The sequence below is a fragment of the bacterium genome (genome assembly GCA_040755755.1).
Lineage (GTDB): Bacteria > SZUA-182 > SZUA-182 > DTGQ01 > DTGQ01 > DTGQ01.
Genome location: JBFLZW010000033.1, coordinates 89,174 through 104,406, shown reverse-complemented (window position 1 = coordinate 104,406; position 15,233 = coordinate 89,174). Strand labels below are relative to the sequence as shown.

15 protein-coding genes are annotated in these 15,233 nt (G+C 50.5%); all 15 read left to right on the top strand.

Annotated features, from left to right (window positions below; translation table 11 throughout):
* The first annotated feature begins 74 nt into the window (after positions 1-74).
* The 15 genes from AB1611_11425 to AB1611_11355 all read left to right on the top strand — a co-directional run bounded on the left by AB1611_11425 (position 75) and on the right by AB1611_11355 (position 15,201).
* Complete coding sequence (locus AB1611_11425; GenBank protein MEW6380202.1) at positions 75-3,746, top strand: helicase-related protein; 3,672 nt, start codon at positions 75-77, stop codon at positions 3,744-3,746.
* Between the two features lie 94 nt (positions 3,747-3,840).
* The gene (locus AB1611_11420) at positions 3,841-4,056 is read left to right on the top strand and encodes a type II toxin-antitoxin system VapB family antitoxin (protein ID MEW6380201.1); all 216 of its coding nucleotides are present in this window, start codon (positions 3,841-3,843) and stop codon (positions 4,054-4,056) included.
* Positions 4,040-4,441, top strand: a complete 402-nt coding sequence (locus AB1611_11415) for a PIN domain nuclease (GenBank protein MEW6380200.1) — start codon at positions 4,040-4,042, stop codon at positions 4,439-4,441. The genes AB1611_11420 and AB1611_11415 overlap by 17 nt, the downstream gene beginning before the upstream one ends.
* 16 nt (positions 4,442-4,457) lie before the next feature.
* Positions 4,458-5,981 (top strand): AAA family ATPase, encoded by a 1,524-nt coding sequence (locus AB1611_11410; GenBank protein MEW6380199.1) that lies wholly within the window; start codon positions 4,458-4,460, stop codon positions 5,979-5,981.
* 69 nt (positions 5,982-6,050) lie between these two features.
* Positions 6,051-6,290 carry a DUF4160 domain-containing protein gene (locus AB1611_11405; GenBank protein MEW6380198.1) on the top strand — a complete coding sequence of 80 codons (240 nt, stop codon included), beginning with the start codon at positions 6,051-6,053 and terminating at the stop codon, positions 6,288-6,290.
* Positions 6,235-6,513 (top strand): DUF2442 domain-containing protein, encoded by a 279-nt coding sequence (locus AB1611_11400; protein ID MEW6380197.1) that lies wholly within the window; start codon positions 6,235-6,237, stop codon positions 6,511-6,513. The genes AB1611_11405 and AB1611_11400 overlap by 56 nt, the downstream gene beginning before the upstream one ends.
* A 43-nt stretch (positions 6,514-6,556) precedes the next feature.
* Entirely contained in the window at positions 6,557-8,470 is a 1,914-nt protein-coding gene (locus AB1611_11395; GenBank protein ID MEW6380196.1) for a DUF1156 domain-containing protein, read from the top strand.
* 18 nt (positions 8,471-8,488) lie between these two features.
* On the top strand, positions 8,489-9,679 hold the full coding sequence (locus tag AB1611_11390) for a hypothetical protein (protein ID MEW6380195.1): 1,191 nt from the start codon (positions 8,489-8,491) through the stop codon (positions 9,677-9,679).
* Between the two features lie 182 nt (positions 9,680-9,861).
* Entirely contained in the window at positions 9,862-10,101 is a 240-nt protein-coding gene (locus tag AB1611_11385) for a type II toxin-antitoxin system Phd/YefM family antitoxin (GenBank protein ID MEW6380194.1), read from the top strand.
* Positions 10,098-10,496, top strand: a complete 399-nt coding sequence (locus AB1611_11380; protein MEW6380193.1) for a type II toxin-antitoxin system VapC family toxin — start codon at positions 10,098-10,100, stop codon at positions 10,494-10,496. The genes AB1611_11385 and AB1611_11380 overlap by 4 nt, the downstream gene beginning before the upstream one ends.
* Positions 10,490-10,894, top strand: coding sequence for a nucleotidyltransferase domain-containing protein (locus AB1611_11375; GenBank protein ID MEW6380192.1), 405 nt, complete (start codon positions 10,490-10,492; stop codon positions 10,892-10,894). The genes AB1611_11380 and AB1611_11375 overlap by 7 nt, the downstream gene beginning before the upstream one ends.
* Entirely contained in the window at positions 10,891-11,055 is a 165-nt protein-coding gene (locus AB1611_11370; protein MEW6380191.1) for a HEPN domain-containing protein, read from the top strand. The genes AB1611_11375 and AB1611_11370 overlap by 4 nt, the downstream gene beginning before the upstream one ends.
* On the top strand, positions 11,048-11,281 hold the full coding sequence (locus AB1611_11365; protein MEW6380190.1) for a HEPN domain-containing protein: 234 nt from the start codon (positions 11,048-11,050) through the stop codon (positions 11,279-11,281). Before AB1611_11370 ends, AB1611_11365 begins: the two co-directional genes overlap by 8 nt.
* 3 nt (positions 11,282-11,284) lie before the next feature.
* Complete coding sequence (locus AB1611_11360) at positions 11,285-11,515, top strand: hypothetical protein (GenBank protein ID MEW6380189.1); 231 nt, start codon at positions 11,285-11,287, stop codon at positions 11,513-11,515.
* A 221-nt stretch (positions 11,516-11,736) separates the two neighbouring features.
* Positions 11,737-15,201 carry a DUF499 domain-containing protein gene (locus AB1611_11355; protein ID MEW6380188.1) on the top strand — a complete coding sequence of 1,155 codons (3,465 nt, stop codon included), beginning with the start codon at positions 11,737-11,739 and terminating at the stop codon, positions 15,199-15,201.
* The last annotated feature ends 32 nt before the right edge of the window (positions 15,202-15,233 follow it).

The window sequence follows — 15,233 nt, the reverse complement described above, 5'->3', positions numbered from 1 at the left end:
AGCAGAAGTTCGTTACAATAACTTTGTACAACACCTCTGCTTTTCTCAAAGAGACTTGAAGATAAGGTGCTACCTTGAAGTATCAGATACCCCCAGACTTTCCCGACCGCATCAGGCAGCTTCGTCTCGAGTTCGGCTTAACCCAGAAAAACCTGGCGGAACTCATGTGTGTTTCCTATGCTTCAGTAAGCCGATGGGAAAATGGTCAATCACGACCATCAACGCTAGCCTGGCAGCGGATTCTTCGATCCGAGGCAATGGGAATTGAGGCCTTAAGTATTAACAATAATGCACATTATACGGTGAAAGAGCCTGAAATACCTCATGGAGCATATGGTGCATGCAGAGCAGCACATACAGCGGATGGTGGTAGTGAAAAAGTACAGGCCCCTGATACTGACTTTTCCTCTGACCCTGAAATTGTCCGGGTTGTGGCTGAAGGTGAGCGTCTCACCTATGGGTATCTTTTCAACCCTGTCCTGGCCACTGAGATTTCCCTGGTCGATCCTCTCCCCCATCAGCGGATTGCGGTCTATGAACACATGCTTCATCAGCCCCGGCTTCGCTTCCTCCTGGCCGATGATGCAGGTGCAGGCAAGACGATTATGACCGGCCTCTATATTCGGGAGATGCTGTCCCGTCAATTTATTCACCGGGTGCTGATTATCCCTCCGGCAGGGCTTGTGGGCAACTGGGAGAGGGAGATGCGCAGCCTCTTCAGCCTGCCGTTTCGGGTAGTTGCCGGGAGTCAGGCCAGATCCACTAATAATCCCTTTGTGGGATCTGACAGCGGTCTTCTCATTATCAGTGTGGATACTCTGTGCGGCGAAAGGATGTTCTCCTGTCTTCAGGACTCACTGGTTGCGCCGTATGATCTGGTAATCTTTGATGAAGCTCATAAGCTTTCTGCCGATCAGGAACCTGATTTTCGAATCCGCAAGACAGACCGCTATCGGCTTGCCGAAGCCCTGGCGGGAGCGCAGAACGAAGATCCGCGCTGGCGGCTTGACTGGAGCTGTCAGCATCTCCTCTTACTGACTGCTACTCCTCACATGGGCAAGGATTTCCCCTATTACTGCCTGTGGAAGCTCCTTGAGCCGGAGGTGTTCTCCACCTTTAAGGCATTTCAAGCCTGTCCGGCTGAAAGTCGCAAACGTCATTTCATCCGTCGAACCAAAGAAGAAATGGTACGGTTTGATGGAAGTCCCATCTATCCAACCCGCACCTCGGATACCCTGAGTTATGAACTTTCTCAAGGGGATGTAAGCGAGCAGAAACTCTACGATGAAACGACACGCTACCTGCAGGTATTTTATAACCGCGCCCGGATTCTCAATCGATCTGCTGCCCGGCTGGCCATGAGCATCTTTCAGCGCAGGCTGGCCAGTTCCACCTATGCCCTCATGAAGTCCTTCGAACGCCGTCTGAAAAGGCTTGATGGTCTGATCGATGATATCCGCTCAGGCCGCATTACCCCTGAGCAGCTTGCCATCCTTCAGCAAAAGCTTGAAAATATCCGCGACCTCCTGGATGAAAGGACGGCGGATGAAGAGGATACCATAGAGGGCCGTGAAGAACATGAGATCGCCGAAGACAGAGCCTTTGGAGGAGTTACTGCTGTCACTCTGGCCGAATTGGAGGCCGAGCGGCTCGAGGTGCAGAGTCTTTTCAACCTTGCTCAGCGGGTCCATGAAGCGGGAGAGGATTCCAAATTCGAAAAACTTCATGAGATCGTGCAGGATCCTCGGTATAAGAATGAAAAAATAATTATTTTTACTGAACATAAAGATACTCTTGACTTTCTGCTCCAGAGCTTTGAGCGGTTTGGCTTTACCGGAAAGGTTGCCCGGATTCACGGTGGTCTGCCATATCAGGAGAGGGAAGAGCAGATTGAGTTTTTCCGCAAATCCCCGGATGATGGAGGTGCGACTTATCTTATAGCTACAGATGCAGCCGGTGAAGGAATCAACCTCCAGTTTTGCTGGCTGATGGTCAATTATGATATCCCCTGGAATCCAGCCCGGCTGGAGCAGCGAATGGGGCGCATCCATCGGTATGGCCAGAAACATGATCCGGTTATCATCATGAATCTTGTAGCCGGAAGTACCAGAGAGGGCCGGGTGCTCAAAACCCTTCTTGAAAAACTGGAGCGTATTCGCAAAGAGCTTGGCAGTGATAAGGTCTTTGATGTTATTGGGCGGATGTTCGAAGGGGTATCCCTTAAAGAGTATATGGAAGAGGCAGTCACCGAGGAGGGAGCGGATGCGGCTCGAAAGAGGATTGAATGGACGATGACCAAAGAGCAGGTCCAGGCTCTTCGAGAACGTGAGCAGCGCCTGTTTGGAGATGGCGGTGATGTACGCAGAGAGCTTCCCCGCCTTCAGAAAGATGTCGAGCAGGAGACTTACCATCGTCTCCTGCCAGGGTATGTTCGCCACTTTATCGAAAAGGCTGCACCGCTTGTCGATCTTGGTCTGGAAGGAAATCTCGATGGCTGCTTTCATTTCACCGCCCAAAAGCCCGCCGCTCTCGATTTGCTGTGGCCCGCTCTTGAAACCTATCCTCCTCCCCATCGCAGTTCCTTCACTGTTTACAGGCCAAAAGATACATCAGAGGCCATCTTTCTCCATCCTGGCGATCTTTTCTTCGATCATTTTCGCGAGTATGTCTGCTCTCGCCTGAAGCGGGAAGCTCTCAAAGGGGGCATTTTTCAAGATCCAACCGCCCATCGCCCATACCTGTTCCATCTGCTCCTGATCACCATCGAAAGGCGGTCTCCTGAGACAAATGTCCTTAAGGGACAATCATCGGGTGGAGGGCTTGAAACAGTCAGAGTTCTTCAATACCGGCTTATAGGATTACGGCAGGAAGAGACCGGCCACATCGAAGCCTGTCCGGTAGAGCATCTTTTGCTGCTCAAAGGCGGGTGCGACCATCACTTCCCCCTAGGCGCATCGTTAGCTGCCGCTATCAGGGATTTCAAAGATATGGCCAGAACCTATGTCATTGAGCATATCGCCAGGCCGCTTGCCGAAAGCCACCGGCAATCCCTGCGGGAAACTCTCGCCGAGAGAGAAAGCTTCCTCCGCAAAGGATACGACTATCAGGAAGCGGAACTTGCGGCTATCCGAGCCAGGATTTCCGCTGCCGTCCGTCTTGGGGACCCAGGAGCCAAAGGTGAACATACCAGAATCAGGGAACGCCAGCGCAGGCTTATCCAGCGAAGGGATGAGGCTCTTGCCCGGCTTGGCCGTGAGCCCGAGCTCATCGCTCCCGGTGAGGTAATGTTTCTGGCCCATGCTCTGGTTATCCCTTCTCAGGACCCCGATGATATCCACCGGAGAGACGAGGACATCGAGGCCATAGCGGTCAGGGTGGCATGGTCCTATGAGGAGACACGCGGAGCCACGGTGAAGGATGTCTCAAAGCCGGAAGGCGCACGCTGTGCCGGTCTTTCTGACCGGCCCGGTTTTGATCTTCTTTCCGCTTATCCTGATGGCCGGGAGCGGGCTATTGAGGTCAAGGGCCGGGCCGGGACCGGCGACATCGAGATTACCGAGAATGAATGGATCAGTGCCTGCAACCTGCGCGACCGCTATTGGCTTTATGTAGTTTTCGAGTGTGCGACCCCTTATCCACGACTTATCCGTGTTCAGGATCCATTCAGGAAATTGGTGGCCAGGACCAAAGGAGGAGTAATCGTTGATGAGCGCAGCATTTTCGAAGCAGCGGAAGGAGAACAGTGATTCCCGGGATCGAATGTGATAATCCTTCAAAAAAATTGAAATGCACGATGGCATCTGATATGATGCTTAATATATATGCATATTGGGGGCACCAATGCGAACGACACTTGTTATAAAAGAAGACCTGCTCAATGAGGCCAAGAAGCTGTCTGGAGCCAGGACCAAGAAAGAGGCTGTAGAAATAGCCCTTGAGGAATTCATACGGCGCAGAAAAGCCAGGAAATTGCTGGAACTTGAGGGGAAGGTGGAACTTTCTTTCTCTCTCGATGAGTTTCTGGAAGGGAGGAGGAAGGATGTTCCTCATAGATAGTTCTGCCTGGATTGAGTATTTACGGCCTCAAGGGTCGAAAATGGTAAAAGAGAGGGTCAGGGAAGTTCTTGAGAAAGAAAGTGCGGTCTCCTGCGGTATTGTGGTTGTAGAGATATTACGAGGTGCCAGGGATGAGAAGACATATCAAGTGCTCAAGGAGACGCTTCTCTCACTCCCTCAACTTCCTATCGATGATACCGTTAGTGAAAGAGCGGCTCAATATGGCTTCCTCCTGGACAGAAAAGGAAAAACAGTTCCAACCACAGACCTTCTCATAGCTTCAGCAGCATATGGCCAGGCAATAGTCTTGCACGTAGATCATGATTTTGAGACCATAGGTTCTATTGTCAGTTTACAACAGGAAAGAATAGGAGCACCTGCTTGAGAAAAAGGGTCAGGTGATGGCTGCAAAAAGAAACAACATCTTGAGTGAGCAGATGCCTTTATTTGATCCTCTGCCGATCGAATTATCAGAAAACCTGCGTACCATGAATCCCTGGTGGAAGGATAAACCCGGGCTTCCATCACCCCAATTCCAGCGGTGGCCATTCAAGCGCCTGAAACATTTACTGGCTGAAGGACTGACCCCGGCCACCGTCTTACGGGGGCCCCGTCGTGTCGGGAAAACCATCCTCATGCGGCAGATCATAAAACACTTACTGCATGAGGGGATATCGCCAAACCGTATCCTGTATGTTCCCTTTGATGATCTTCCAACCCTGGCAGGTATTCGAGAGCCGGTGCTGGCGATCAGCCGCTGGTTTGAAAAGGAAATCCTCGGTGATACCTTCAATGCCAAAGCAATATCGGGGCAGACGGCTTTCATCTTCCTTGATGAGGTGCAAAATCTCGATACCTGGGCAGGGCAGATTAAAAATCTGATCGACAACCATGCAGTTCGTGTCCTGGTCACCGGCAGTTCCTCGCTTCGCATCGAAGCCGGGAGGGACAGTCTCGCTGGCCGCGTAACCACTCTTGATTTAGGCCCCCTGCTGCTCAGGGAAATTGCAGGACTTCGCTTTGGCTACTCAATCGAACCACTTTGGCAGGATAATGGATTTGATAAGCTTATGAGCGCGGATTTCTGGAAGCAGGCACAAACCCTTGCCCGAGAGGATGCGCAAATACGTCTCCTGGCTTTTCAAGCATTTTCGGAGCGGGGAGCATACCCGATTGCCCAGGAAAAATGTGTTTCTGCCTGGCCGGAATTGGCTGGCCATCTCAACGAGACCGTTATCAAAAGGGCTATTCAGCATGACTTGCGCATGGGGCCCCGGGGTGCAAAAAGGGATGAGAAATTACTGGAAGAAGTCTTTCGTCTTTGCTGCCGGTATGCAGGGCAGGCTGCTGGTCAATCGGTATTTGTCCCCGAAATTCAACAGGCGCTGGCTGGAAATATTGGCTGGAACAGGATTCTCACCTATTTACGGTTCCTTGATGGTACATTGCTCATACGGCTTATCCAACCCCTGGAACTTCGTTTGAAACGCAAGAAATCGCCGCCCAAGATCTGCCTCTGCGACCATGCCCTGCGTGCAAGCTGGCTCCAGGAGATAATACCTCTTGATCCTGGAGGACTTGCTGCCAATCCGCACCTGACTGATCTGGCAGGCCATCTGGCTGAAAGCATCCTCGGTTACTTCTTCGCCTCTATTCCCAACCTCGATGTCGCTTATTTTCCTCTACGCGGTCCTGATCCGGAGGTGGATTTTATCCTCACCGTGGGAACGCGGCGGATACCTATAGAAGTGAAATACCGAAGACGCATCGATCCCTATGAAGATACCCGCGGTTTGCGTGCCTTCCTGGAGAAGACCGTTAATAATGCGCCTTTCGGCTTATTGGTTACGCTCTGTGATGATGTTACCGTGCCTGACCCGCGCATTATTCCCATTTCGCTTTCATCACTCCTTTGGATGAGGTAAAATATGTGCGGTAATGCGGTAAACCTTGTCTGATTGAGGTTTAATGTGTTTGAATTAGGATAGTACCCTATGTCTCCAACGTTTTTTAGATATAAAAATCTTAGGTTTTATGTTAACAGCAGAGAAGAAAGGCGAAAACACATTCATGTCCAATCTCCGGATGGAGAAGTAAAAGTATGGCTGGAACCTGATATACAATTAGCCAGGAATTATGGGGTAAAAGAGAGCCAACTGAAGGAGATACTCACTATAGTTGGAGAGAAAAAACATGAGCTTAACGAACTCTGGGACAAGCACTTTAAATTGTGAAGTAACAGATATTAATAAAAATGGAATATGGATCTTTGTCGAGGGGAAAGAATACTTCATTCCATTTAAGGAATTCCCTATGTTTAGGGCTGTTACCGTAGAAAAGATCTTTAACATAACCTACTTACCACCGGATCATTTACATTGGAAAGAATTAGACATAGATTTAGAGCTCGATTCAATAGAACACCCAGAAAAATATCCCCTGGTATTTAAAGAATAGAGAACTATGGGTATGGGCGGTAAAACATACCTGCTGAGGTAACATGACTGATAAACCTCGTTTGATTGAAGTTGCCTTTCCCCTGAAACAGACCTCGATGGATTCAGTCCACGAGAAAAATGTCCGGCATGGGCATATCTCGACTTTGCACATCTGGCCTGCACGCAGGCCGCTGGCTGCCTGCCGTGCAGCGCTCATTGCCACACTTCTGCCCGATCCCGGCAACGAGGAAGAGCGCAGGAAGCTTTTGGAAAAGCTTGCCGGTAAGGTCATTCAGGTTTCCAAAAAGAAAAAACTGCCTGGCGGCAAGATCGAAGAGACCATTGCCGAGGAGACAGAGGGCGGTATCCTTCACTGGGGCCGGGAGTCTGGCCCCGATCTTGACTGGTTCCGCCAGGAAATCCGGAAAGTGTATGGAGGCAGGCCACCCAGGGTGCTCGATCCTTTCGCCGGAGGAGGAGCCATTCCGCTGGAGGCCATGCGCCTTGGGTGCGAGGCGACAGCCATCGATATCAACCCGGTAGCCTGGTTCATCCTCAAATGCACGCTTGAATACCCCCAAAGACTTGCCGGGCAATGCAGGCCGCTGCCATCTTTTGCCCTGGATTCCGTGGAATTCATGGAGAACTTTTTCAAAGAGGCAGGGAAATCGGCCAAAGTGAAGCCGGGCACAAGGCAGATGGTGTTGTCTCCTCCACCGGAGGTTGATCTTGCCTGGCATGTGCGGGCCTGGGGCTTTTGGGTGCTCCAGCGGGCCAAGACCGATCTTGAGCGATTCTATCCGGTGGTGGACGGAAAGCCCACTGTCGCTTACCTGTGGGCACGGACAGTGAAATGCAAAAACTGCCGGGCTACTGTACCGCTGCTCAAAACCCGGTGGCTGTGCAAAAAGGAAAAGAAGCGGGTCCTCCTGACTATGGAGCCAAATGCCGACCAGACAGGGGTGGTCTTTGGTGTTGAAACCGATGTGCCAACAGGGGAAGGCAGCGCAGCCCAAAAGCGTGAGCACGACAAGCAGATCGGCGCAGGCACCATGACCGGCTCCGGCGCACGGTGCCTGTGCTGTAAGGCGGCCATCATGACTATGGAAGATATCCGCCTCGAAGGAAAAGCCGGACGGCTTGGGGCAATCATGACCGCTGTCGTTGTGGACGGGGCAAAAGGCAAAGAGTATCGGATACCAACCGGGGAAGAGATTCGCCTGGCAGCGGAGGCGGAAAATGAGGTGGAACGCGTTTTTGCCGAGATTCCGTATGGGTTGCCGAAGGAGCCACTCCCAGGTAAGGAGGCACTTGGGTTCAGGGTGCCTCTTTATGGTCTTGATCAGTGGTACAAGCTCTTTACTCCACGCCAGCTCCTGGCGCTGGGCACTTTCGTCAAGCATACCCGCGCTGCACGCGATGCCATGAGGGGGGAGGGCTATCCGGAGGAGTGGGTGGAGGCAGTGGGGGGGTATTTGGCTCTAGCCATAGATCGTTTAGTGTCGTTCAATAGTGCCAATGTACGATGGAAAGTTGATGCTGAAGCAGTAGTTGATGCGTTTGCACGGTTTGCTCTTCCAATACTATGGGATTATTCAGAAGCAATTTCAATCAGCAAATTTGCTGGCTCTTATCTTCTCTGCTATGAACGAATTGCACTTGCGATTGGCACGGTACTAAGCCTTCAATCTTCTGAGATTCCAAGTATAATCAATAGATCAGCGACTACAGCTAAAGGTTGCGATTCTGATATTGTTATCACCGATCCACCATACTATGATGCCATTCCTTATTCTGATTTAATGGACTTCTTCTATATCTGGCTACGTCGATCACTACCTGGATCATCCCCTGAAATTGATAACGTATTCAATGATACCCTCGCCCCCAAATGGAATCACAACCAAAGCGATGGCGAATTAATCGACGACGCCAGCCGTTTTGAAGGGGACAAGCAAAAATCCAAGGCAGCTTAGGCAGCTTATGAGAATGGTATGTATCGCGCCTTTCAGGCTACCCACCATGCGTTGAGATCCGAAGGCAGACTTGTCATCGTATTTGCCCATAAGCAGCCAGACGCATGGGAAACTCTGGCTTCGGCTATCATTCGAGCTGGATTTGTAGTAGATGGAAGTTGGCCTATTCAAACTGAAATGGGTAATCGCACTCGCGCCCTCTCCTCCGCCGCCCTTGCATCCTCCGTCTGGCTGGTTTGCAGGAAACGGTCTGAGTCTGCCCGGCCAGGGTGGGACAACCGGGTTCTGGAGGAGATGCAGGCAAAAATCACCACCCGTCTGCGTGAGTTCTGGGATGCTGGCATCCGTGGGCCTGACTTTGTCTGGGCTGCCACTGGGCCAGCGCTGGAAGCCTACAGCAAACACCCCGTGGTAAAGAAGGCCAATGAACCTGGGCAACTAATGACTGTGTCAGAGTTCCTGCGCCATGTCCGGCGCATGGTGGTGGATTTTGTGGTTGGCCGCGTGCTCTCTGGCAATGGCGGGACTGAGGCAGTGAGCGGCCTGGACGATGTGACTACCTATTACCTCCTCCACCGTCACGATTTTGGCATGAAGGAGGCACCTGCCGGTGCCTGTATACTCTATGCCGTATCGTGCGGCCTGTCTGACCGGGATCTCGTCGGAACCTACGATATTCTTACCCAGACAGGAAGCTCATCCTCCGATGAGGACCAGGCGGAATCATTGGCAGAATCAGTCGATGGCGATGAAGATGGAGATGGAAATGGAGCCGGTGATACCGATGAAGATATCGACGAGGCCGACTCATCAGGATCTTCAGGCAGCAAGGTAAAACTGAAGCCCTGGAACAGGCGCAGGCAGAAGAAACCGGACCATGCATCACTTACCAAAGCCTCCCCCAATGCACGTCCGGTTCCGCTCATCGACCAGGTTCATCACCTGATGTACCTTTGGAAGGCGGGGGATGTGGTAAAAGTGGATGAATATCTCAATGCGAAGGGGCTTCGCAGGAATGCACTTTTTCACCAGTTCCTGCAGGCATTGATTGAGCTTGCGGCCTCTGGCAGCGAGGAGCGCTCTCTACTTGAGAGTATCAGTAATCATGTAGTGACAAGGGGCCTAGCCAGGAAAGATCGCTATTATCCTGTTGTTGAGTCACAGGGCGAACAAAGGCATACTTTTGTTAGCGGCTTTGCTCTGAAGTAGATATGAGGAAAAAGCGCGAATAGACATAGACGATATAATAGAAGGTAAAACAACACACCTTTTAAGGGCATCAAACTCCGTCATTCCCGCGAAGCAGGGCACTCTGTGGCAGCGGGAATCCACGAGTGATGGTGTAATGGTTATCGCATATGAGCGAGCATAATTAAAGGGATAAAGACCAGATGAAAATATTCACCTATAAAGAAGTAAAGGATAATTTCTCTAAAATTTTAGATATAGTAAAAAGCGGTGAGGAAGTTGAGGTAAGTACTGAAAAGGATAAAGAAATAGTCGCAGTTATAATTCCTTACAACAAATATAAAAAAAGAATGGAAAGACCTCTTGGCATCTTAAAAGGAAAAGCAAGTTATAAAATAAAGGATGATTTTGCAATAACGGATGAGGAATTGCTATCTTTATGAAATATCTGCTCGATACTCACTCGTTTCTCTGGGTGCTGTTTGATGATGATAAGCTATCTGAAAAAGTAAAAAAAATTGTAAGGGAGCCAGAGAATGAAATATATTTAAGTGTCATAACATATTGGGAAATATCGCTAAAATATTCCATCGGCAAATTAGAGCTCGAGGGAATTAGCCCTGATGAGTTACCAATTAAGGCACAAGAAATAGGAATTGAGACATTAGGGATATCAGCAGAAGAAACATCGAGTTTTTATCAATTACCTAAGATAAAACATAAAGATCCATTTGACAGACTAATAATTTGGCAGGCAATAAAAAGGAATATAGTCTTGATTTCAAAAGACGAAGAAATGAATAATTACAAGAAATTTGGATTACATTTATTATGGTAGTAAAGGCTAGCTACAATGGCCACACAAGAAGCACCAGAGGCTGCACAAAGAAAGGAATAATGATTAAAGATGACCATAGCTTTAGAAGAAAAAAAATACTAGAAAAGTTTGCCAGCCAACTCAGAGAAAAGCTTAGTGATAATCTTATCTTTATAAAAATGTTTGGTTCAAAAGCAAGAGGAGATTTCACTCAGGATTCAGATATAGATATCCTTATCGTTGTGAATAGGAAAACCATAGCGGTACGCGATGAAATATATAATATCTTATTTGAACTTGATCCATATTATGAATATAAGATTTCTCTCATTCTCTTTTCCCTGTATGAATATAAAAAAAATGAAGAGATGAAAAGCCCCTTTACTCAACACATTGACCATGAGGGGATCAACTTATGAATAATGAGCTATCCGAGTACCGGTTAAAAGAGGCTCAAGAAAAATTAGAATCTGCTATTATTCTTTTAAAAAGTAAAAAATATAAAGATTCCGTATCCAGATCTTATTATGCTATGCTTTCTGCTGTCAAGGCATTTACTGGCCACAAAGAATATGGATAGCCCAAAGCATTCCGGAGTAATCTCATTATTTAATCTTCACTTTGTAAGTAAAGGTGTTGTTGGAAAGGAATGTGGCAAAATAATAGCCAAAGCAAAGGATATTCGTGAAGAGGGAGATTATGGAGATTTCATAGTTGTCAGCGAAGAAGAAGCAGAGCTGCAGATTATCGATGCTCAAAAAATATTATCAGAAGTTAAACGGGTATTAGGAAAATTGAAAGGATAATGTATGGAAGCAATAAAAAAAATAACAACTATTAAAAATGGCTCTATTGCACTGAAGGAATTAGAGGCATTAAATAACCAAGAGGTTGAAGTTATTATTCTGCCTCTCACCGGTGGCCGGGAGGAAAATAGACCGCAAAGTCAAAAGGAACGGTTATTTCAGTTTAAAGGTGCAGTTGAGTCTGATTTTACTGATACATCAACCAATGTTGATACGTTGATATATGGCAAATGACAATCTTGACAATGTTATCTTACCCATCGACTGTTTCAGAATATGAATCTTACCCTTGAGAAAGAGTAGCGCTTTTCTCCCTCGCCCCTGAAGGGGAGAGGGAGAAAATATCCCTTTCTCTCGCAGGTTTTGAGGTTATTAAAAGGGAGTAAGGGAGTAAGGGAGTAAGGGAGTCATAACCTCCCGAATCCGGCACCGATTGTTTTTGGAGGATTCCCAAGATGAGTAGACCACTGCCGTGGACACCCTGGCACAGGGTTGTCCAGATCCGGGATGACCTGAGATCAGGCGAGCTTTCCCTGGCTGTTTTTGCTGCGGATCTCTATGACGTGACTATGGGAAAAGCACGCTCTGTCTATCAGAATCCGCACGATTTTTTTGCGCTTACCTATCCCACCTTTAATCTTCGCGAACTGGCCAGAGATGTCGTCGGTCGGCTGGCAGGAAAAAACAGCAAAGCCGTGCGCCAGCTTGAGCTTACCTATGGCGGGGGCAAAACCCATACCCTGATCACTTTGTTTCATCTGGTCAATGATCCGGCAGGGCTGCCGGACCTGCCCGCTGTCCAGGAGTTCATACAGCACATAGGATTGCCGATTCCCAAAGCCCGTATAGCTGTGCTTGCCTTTGATAAGCTCGATGTGGAAAAGGGAATGGAGGTCAAAAGCCCCGATGGCAGCATCCGGTGGCTGAAGAACCCCTGGAGTGTGCTTGCCTTTCAGCTTGCGGGAGCAGAGGGCTTGCGGCTGCTTCATGCTGAGGACAGGGATGATGAGCGGGACAGTGCCCCTGCCGAAAACCTTCTGGAAAGCCTTTTTTCAATCCCGGGGGAGAAAGAGGATTGCTCGACCCTGATCCTTATCGATGAGGCCCTGATGTATGCACGGGAGAGGATCGGTCTTGATCCGGCCTGGAGGGGAAAACTCATCAACTTCTTCCAGTATCTTACCCAGGCGGCAACCAAGGTTGACCGGTGCGCAATTGTGGCCTCGCTTTTGGCCACAGATCCCAGAAAGAGCGATTCCTTGGGAAAAGAGATTACCCAGGAGCTTTACGCCATATTCCGCCGGGAGCGGGAGGAGGGCGTGCAGCCTGTGGCCAAGGAAGATGTGGCCGAGGTTTTGCGCCGGCGCTTCTTCAGCCCTGAGTCCATCCGGGACCGGGAGGCTTTCCGGCCTCATGTGGTTGCAGCGCTCAAGGGTATTGCAGCTTTTGACGAGCAGACCCGCAAGGATGGGAAGATGGCCGAAGAGCGGTTTTTGAAAAGTTATCCGTTCCATCCCGATCTGACGGAGGTTTTTTACACCAAGTGGACCAACATGGAAGGTTTTCAGCGCACCCGGGGAGTATTACGAACCTTTGCCCTGGCCCTGCGCGATGCTGAAAAATGGGACGAGTGTCCTTTGATTGCAGCCAATGTCTTTCTGGGTGGCAGAGCCGGAAGCACAGGGATCGGCGAAGCTGCCAGGGAATTGACCACCATTGCAGCCACGGAAGAATATGAGGGAAAGAAGCAGGAATGGACAGGGATTCTCGAAGGGGAACTGGCCAAGGCCTGCCAGATCCAGACCGAAGTGGCCGGGGTGATGTTCCGGGAAGTCGAGCAGGCGGTGCTGGCTACGTTTTTGCACTCACAGCCCATTGGCCACAGAGCGCTGAGGCGGGAGTTGATGCTCCTTCTGGGTGCCACCCGGCCTGACAAGATCGAACTGGAAAAGGCACTGCACCGATGGACCGAGGTGTCCTGGTTCCTGGATGAAGGAGCAGTCAATGATGCTGATATTGGACCTGATGGGCAAAAACAGCTCCCAAAATCATGGCGGCTGGGATCAAGGCCAAACCTGAAGCAAATGCATCATGATGCCTGCATCCGCGTTCCGCCTGAGATGGTCGAGGACAGGCTCCTCAAGGAAATCAGCAGGCTCAAGAGCCTGACCGCGGGTGCATCCGCTGCCGGGGCAAAAGTCCATATGATGCCGGTGAGGCCAAAGGAAATCGAGGATGATGGAGAGTTTCACTATGCTGTCCTGGGACCAAAAACTGTGTCCGATCCCGGAAAACCCAACCCGGTGGCTGTCCGCTTTATTGAAGAAACCACTGCTGCCAGCCATCCGCGAAAATTTCGCAATGCACTGGTACTTGTGGTTCCATCCCGTGATGGTCTTGATATCGCCTGCAACGCCATCCGGGAATATCTCGGCTGGGAAGAGGTACGGTCTCAGCTCAAGGGTCAGGATATCGACCCTGTCCGTTCTGAGGTGCTGAGCGCAAATATCGAGGCTGCCCAGAAGAAAATCCCTGACGCTATCCGGCAGGCATACTGCATCGCAGTGACGGTCTCTGACAAGAACGAAGTCCAGGCCTTAAAGGTATCAATAGATGACAGGCCGCTCTTTACCATTATCAAGGATGATAAACGATCACGGATTCAGGATACCCTGATCAGTGCCGATGCCCTGCTTCCGGATGGCCCGTACAATTTATGGCGTGAGGGTGAAACCTCCCGGTGGGTAAAAGACCTGGTGGGATCGTTTGCACAATTTCCACATCTGCCGAAGATGCTGCGCCAGAAAGAGATTCTTGGCACCCTGGCCCTGGGAGCCAGAGAGGGTTTTTTTGTCCTTCAGACCACCCGGCCTGACCGCTCCGTCAAGACCTTCTGGCGGCAGGAGCCGGACGAGGCATCTCTCAAGGACCCTGGCCTTGAGGTTGTACTGCCTGAAGCAGCAATGCTTACCGAGATTTCCCCTGCCCTGCTGTCCCCCGGCGTGCTTCCAGGGCTCTGGGACGGAGCGGGAGCATCCGGGCTTCGGGACGGGGGAGAGATAGCAGGAGTTCGGGAAGATGCTGAAATAACGATCAGGGATGTCTATGGCTATTTCTCCGGCGGCCATGTGGTGAAGATCAGGAAAAGTGGCTATGAGGAGCCAATAACCATCCCGGGGGCAGAGAAGGCAGTGGTCGATGCAGCTATCGGTAAAGCCATCCAGAACGGCAGCCTCTGGCTGATCTGCGGCCCATCGAGCCTGTGGGCCGAAGAAGTCCCGCCGGGACTTTTGACCGAAGAGGCAAGATTGCAGGGGCCTCCACCGAGCATCACAGCTATGGGGATTCTGCCTGCCAATCTCCCACAGGCCTGGAGTACTCTGCCCGGCCCGACTGGCCTGGCTGGCCAGCCTGGTGCTGGTTCTGCTCAAGCCTGCCAGACTTCGACCGCTTGTGCGATCTCTAATGCCCTGGCCGACAAGGCCGGAAAACCTTACCCCTGGCGAACGGTGCGGGAAGCCATTGATGGAGCAATCCGGGCGCGGCTGCTGGAGCTTACCCTGGATTCCGGCCCCTGGCCATGCGGCTACTCGGAGGCGCAGAAAGTAAAGCTGCGAATTCCGGGCAACAGGCAGACACAGGCACCAGCCGCTCCATCGACCGTATCAACCTCAAAGCCACCAATACAGCCACCCGATGCGTTGAGGCCAGGTGCGGCTGCGGGCGAAGCTGAACTGAAATCCCATGAGATACAGGACCTTGCCGAAATAATCAGTGATCTTGTCGAGGCTGCGGTCGGATACGATCTGAAATTCCGGCTCCGTATCGAGCTTGGCGGCGATCCTCCACCTTCTGCTGAACTGGTGAAGAAGGTCAATGAAATACTGGCAGGCATTTCAAAGAATATTCAATTGCGGTAAGGGGCTCTGAAGACACGCGGCGGAGAGGACCA

Bases quoted from the DNA above. Each gene is read 5' to 3' on its own strand.
- AB1611_11380 (MEW6380193.1), top strand. From the start codon at position 10,098: ATGAAATATCTGCTCGATACTCACTCGTTTCTCTGGGTGCTGTTTGAT.
- AB1611_11405 (MEW6380198.1), top strand. From the start codon at position 6,051: ATGTCTCCAACGTTTTTTAGATATAAAAATCTTAGGTTTTATGTTAAC.
- AB1611_11390 (MEW6380195.1), top strand. From the start codon at position 8,489: ATGTATCGCGCCTTTCAGGCTACCCACCATGCGTTGAGATCCGAAGGC.
- AB1611_11420 (MEW6380201.1), top strand. From the start codon at position 3,841: ATGCGAACGACACTTGTTATAAAAGAAGACCTGCTCAATGAGGCCAAG.
- AB1611_11370 (MEW6380191.1), top strand. From the start codon at position 10,891: ATGAATAATGAGCTATCCGAGTACCGGTTAAAAGAGGCTCAAGAAAAA.
- AB1611_11375 (MEW6380192.1), top strand. From the start codon at position 10,490: ATGGTAGTAAAGGCTAGCTACAATGGCCACACAAGAAGCACCAGAGGC.
- AB1611_11355 (MEW6380188.1), top strand. From the start codon at position 11,737: ATGAGTAGACCACTGCCGTGGACACCCTGGCACAGGGTTGTCCAGATC.
- AB1611_11395 (MEW6380196.1), top strand. From the start codon at position 6,557: ATGACTGATAAACCTCGTTTGATTGAAGTTGCCTTTCCCCTGAAACAG.
- AB1611_11360 (MEW6380189.1), top strand. From the start codon at position 11,285: ATGGAAGCAATAAAAAAAATAACAACTATTAAAAATGGCTCTATTGCA.
- AB1611_11365 (MEW6380190.1), top strand. From the start codon at position 11,048: ATGGATAGCCCAAAGCATTCCGGAGTAATCTCATTATTTAATCTTCAC.
- AB1611_11385 (MEW6380194.1), top strand. From the start codon at position 9,862: ATGAAAATATTCACCTATAAAGAAGTAAAGGATAATTTCTCTAAAATT.
- AB1611_11410 (MEW6380199.1), top strand. From the start codon at position 4,458: ATGGCTGCAAAAAGAAACAACATCTTGAGTGAGCAGATGCCTTTATTT.
- AB1611_11415 (MEW6380200.1), top strand. From the start codon at position 4,040: ATGTTCCTCATAGATAGTTCTGCCTGGATTGAGTATTTACGGCCTCAA.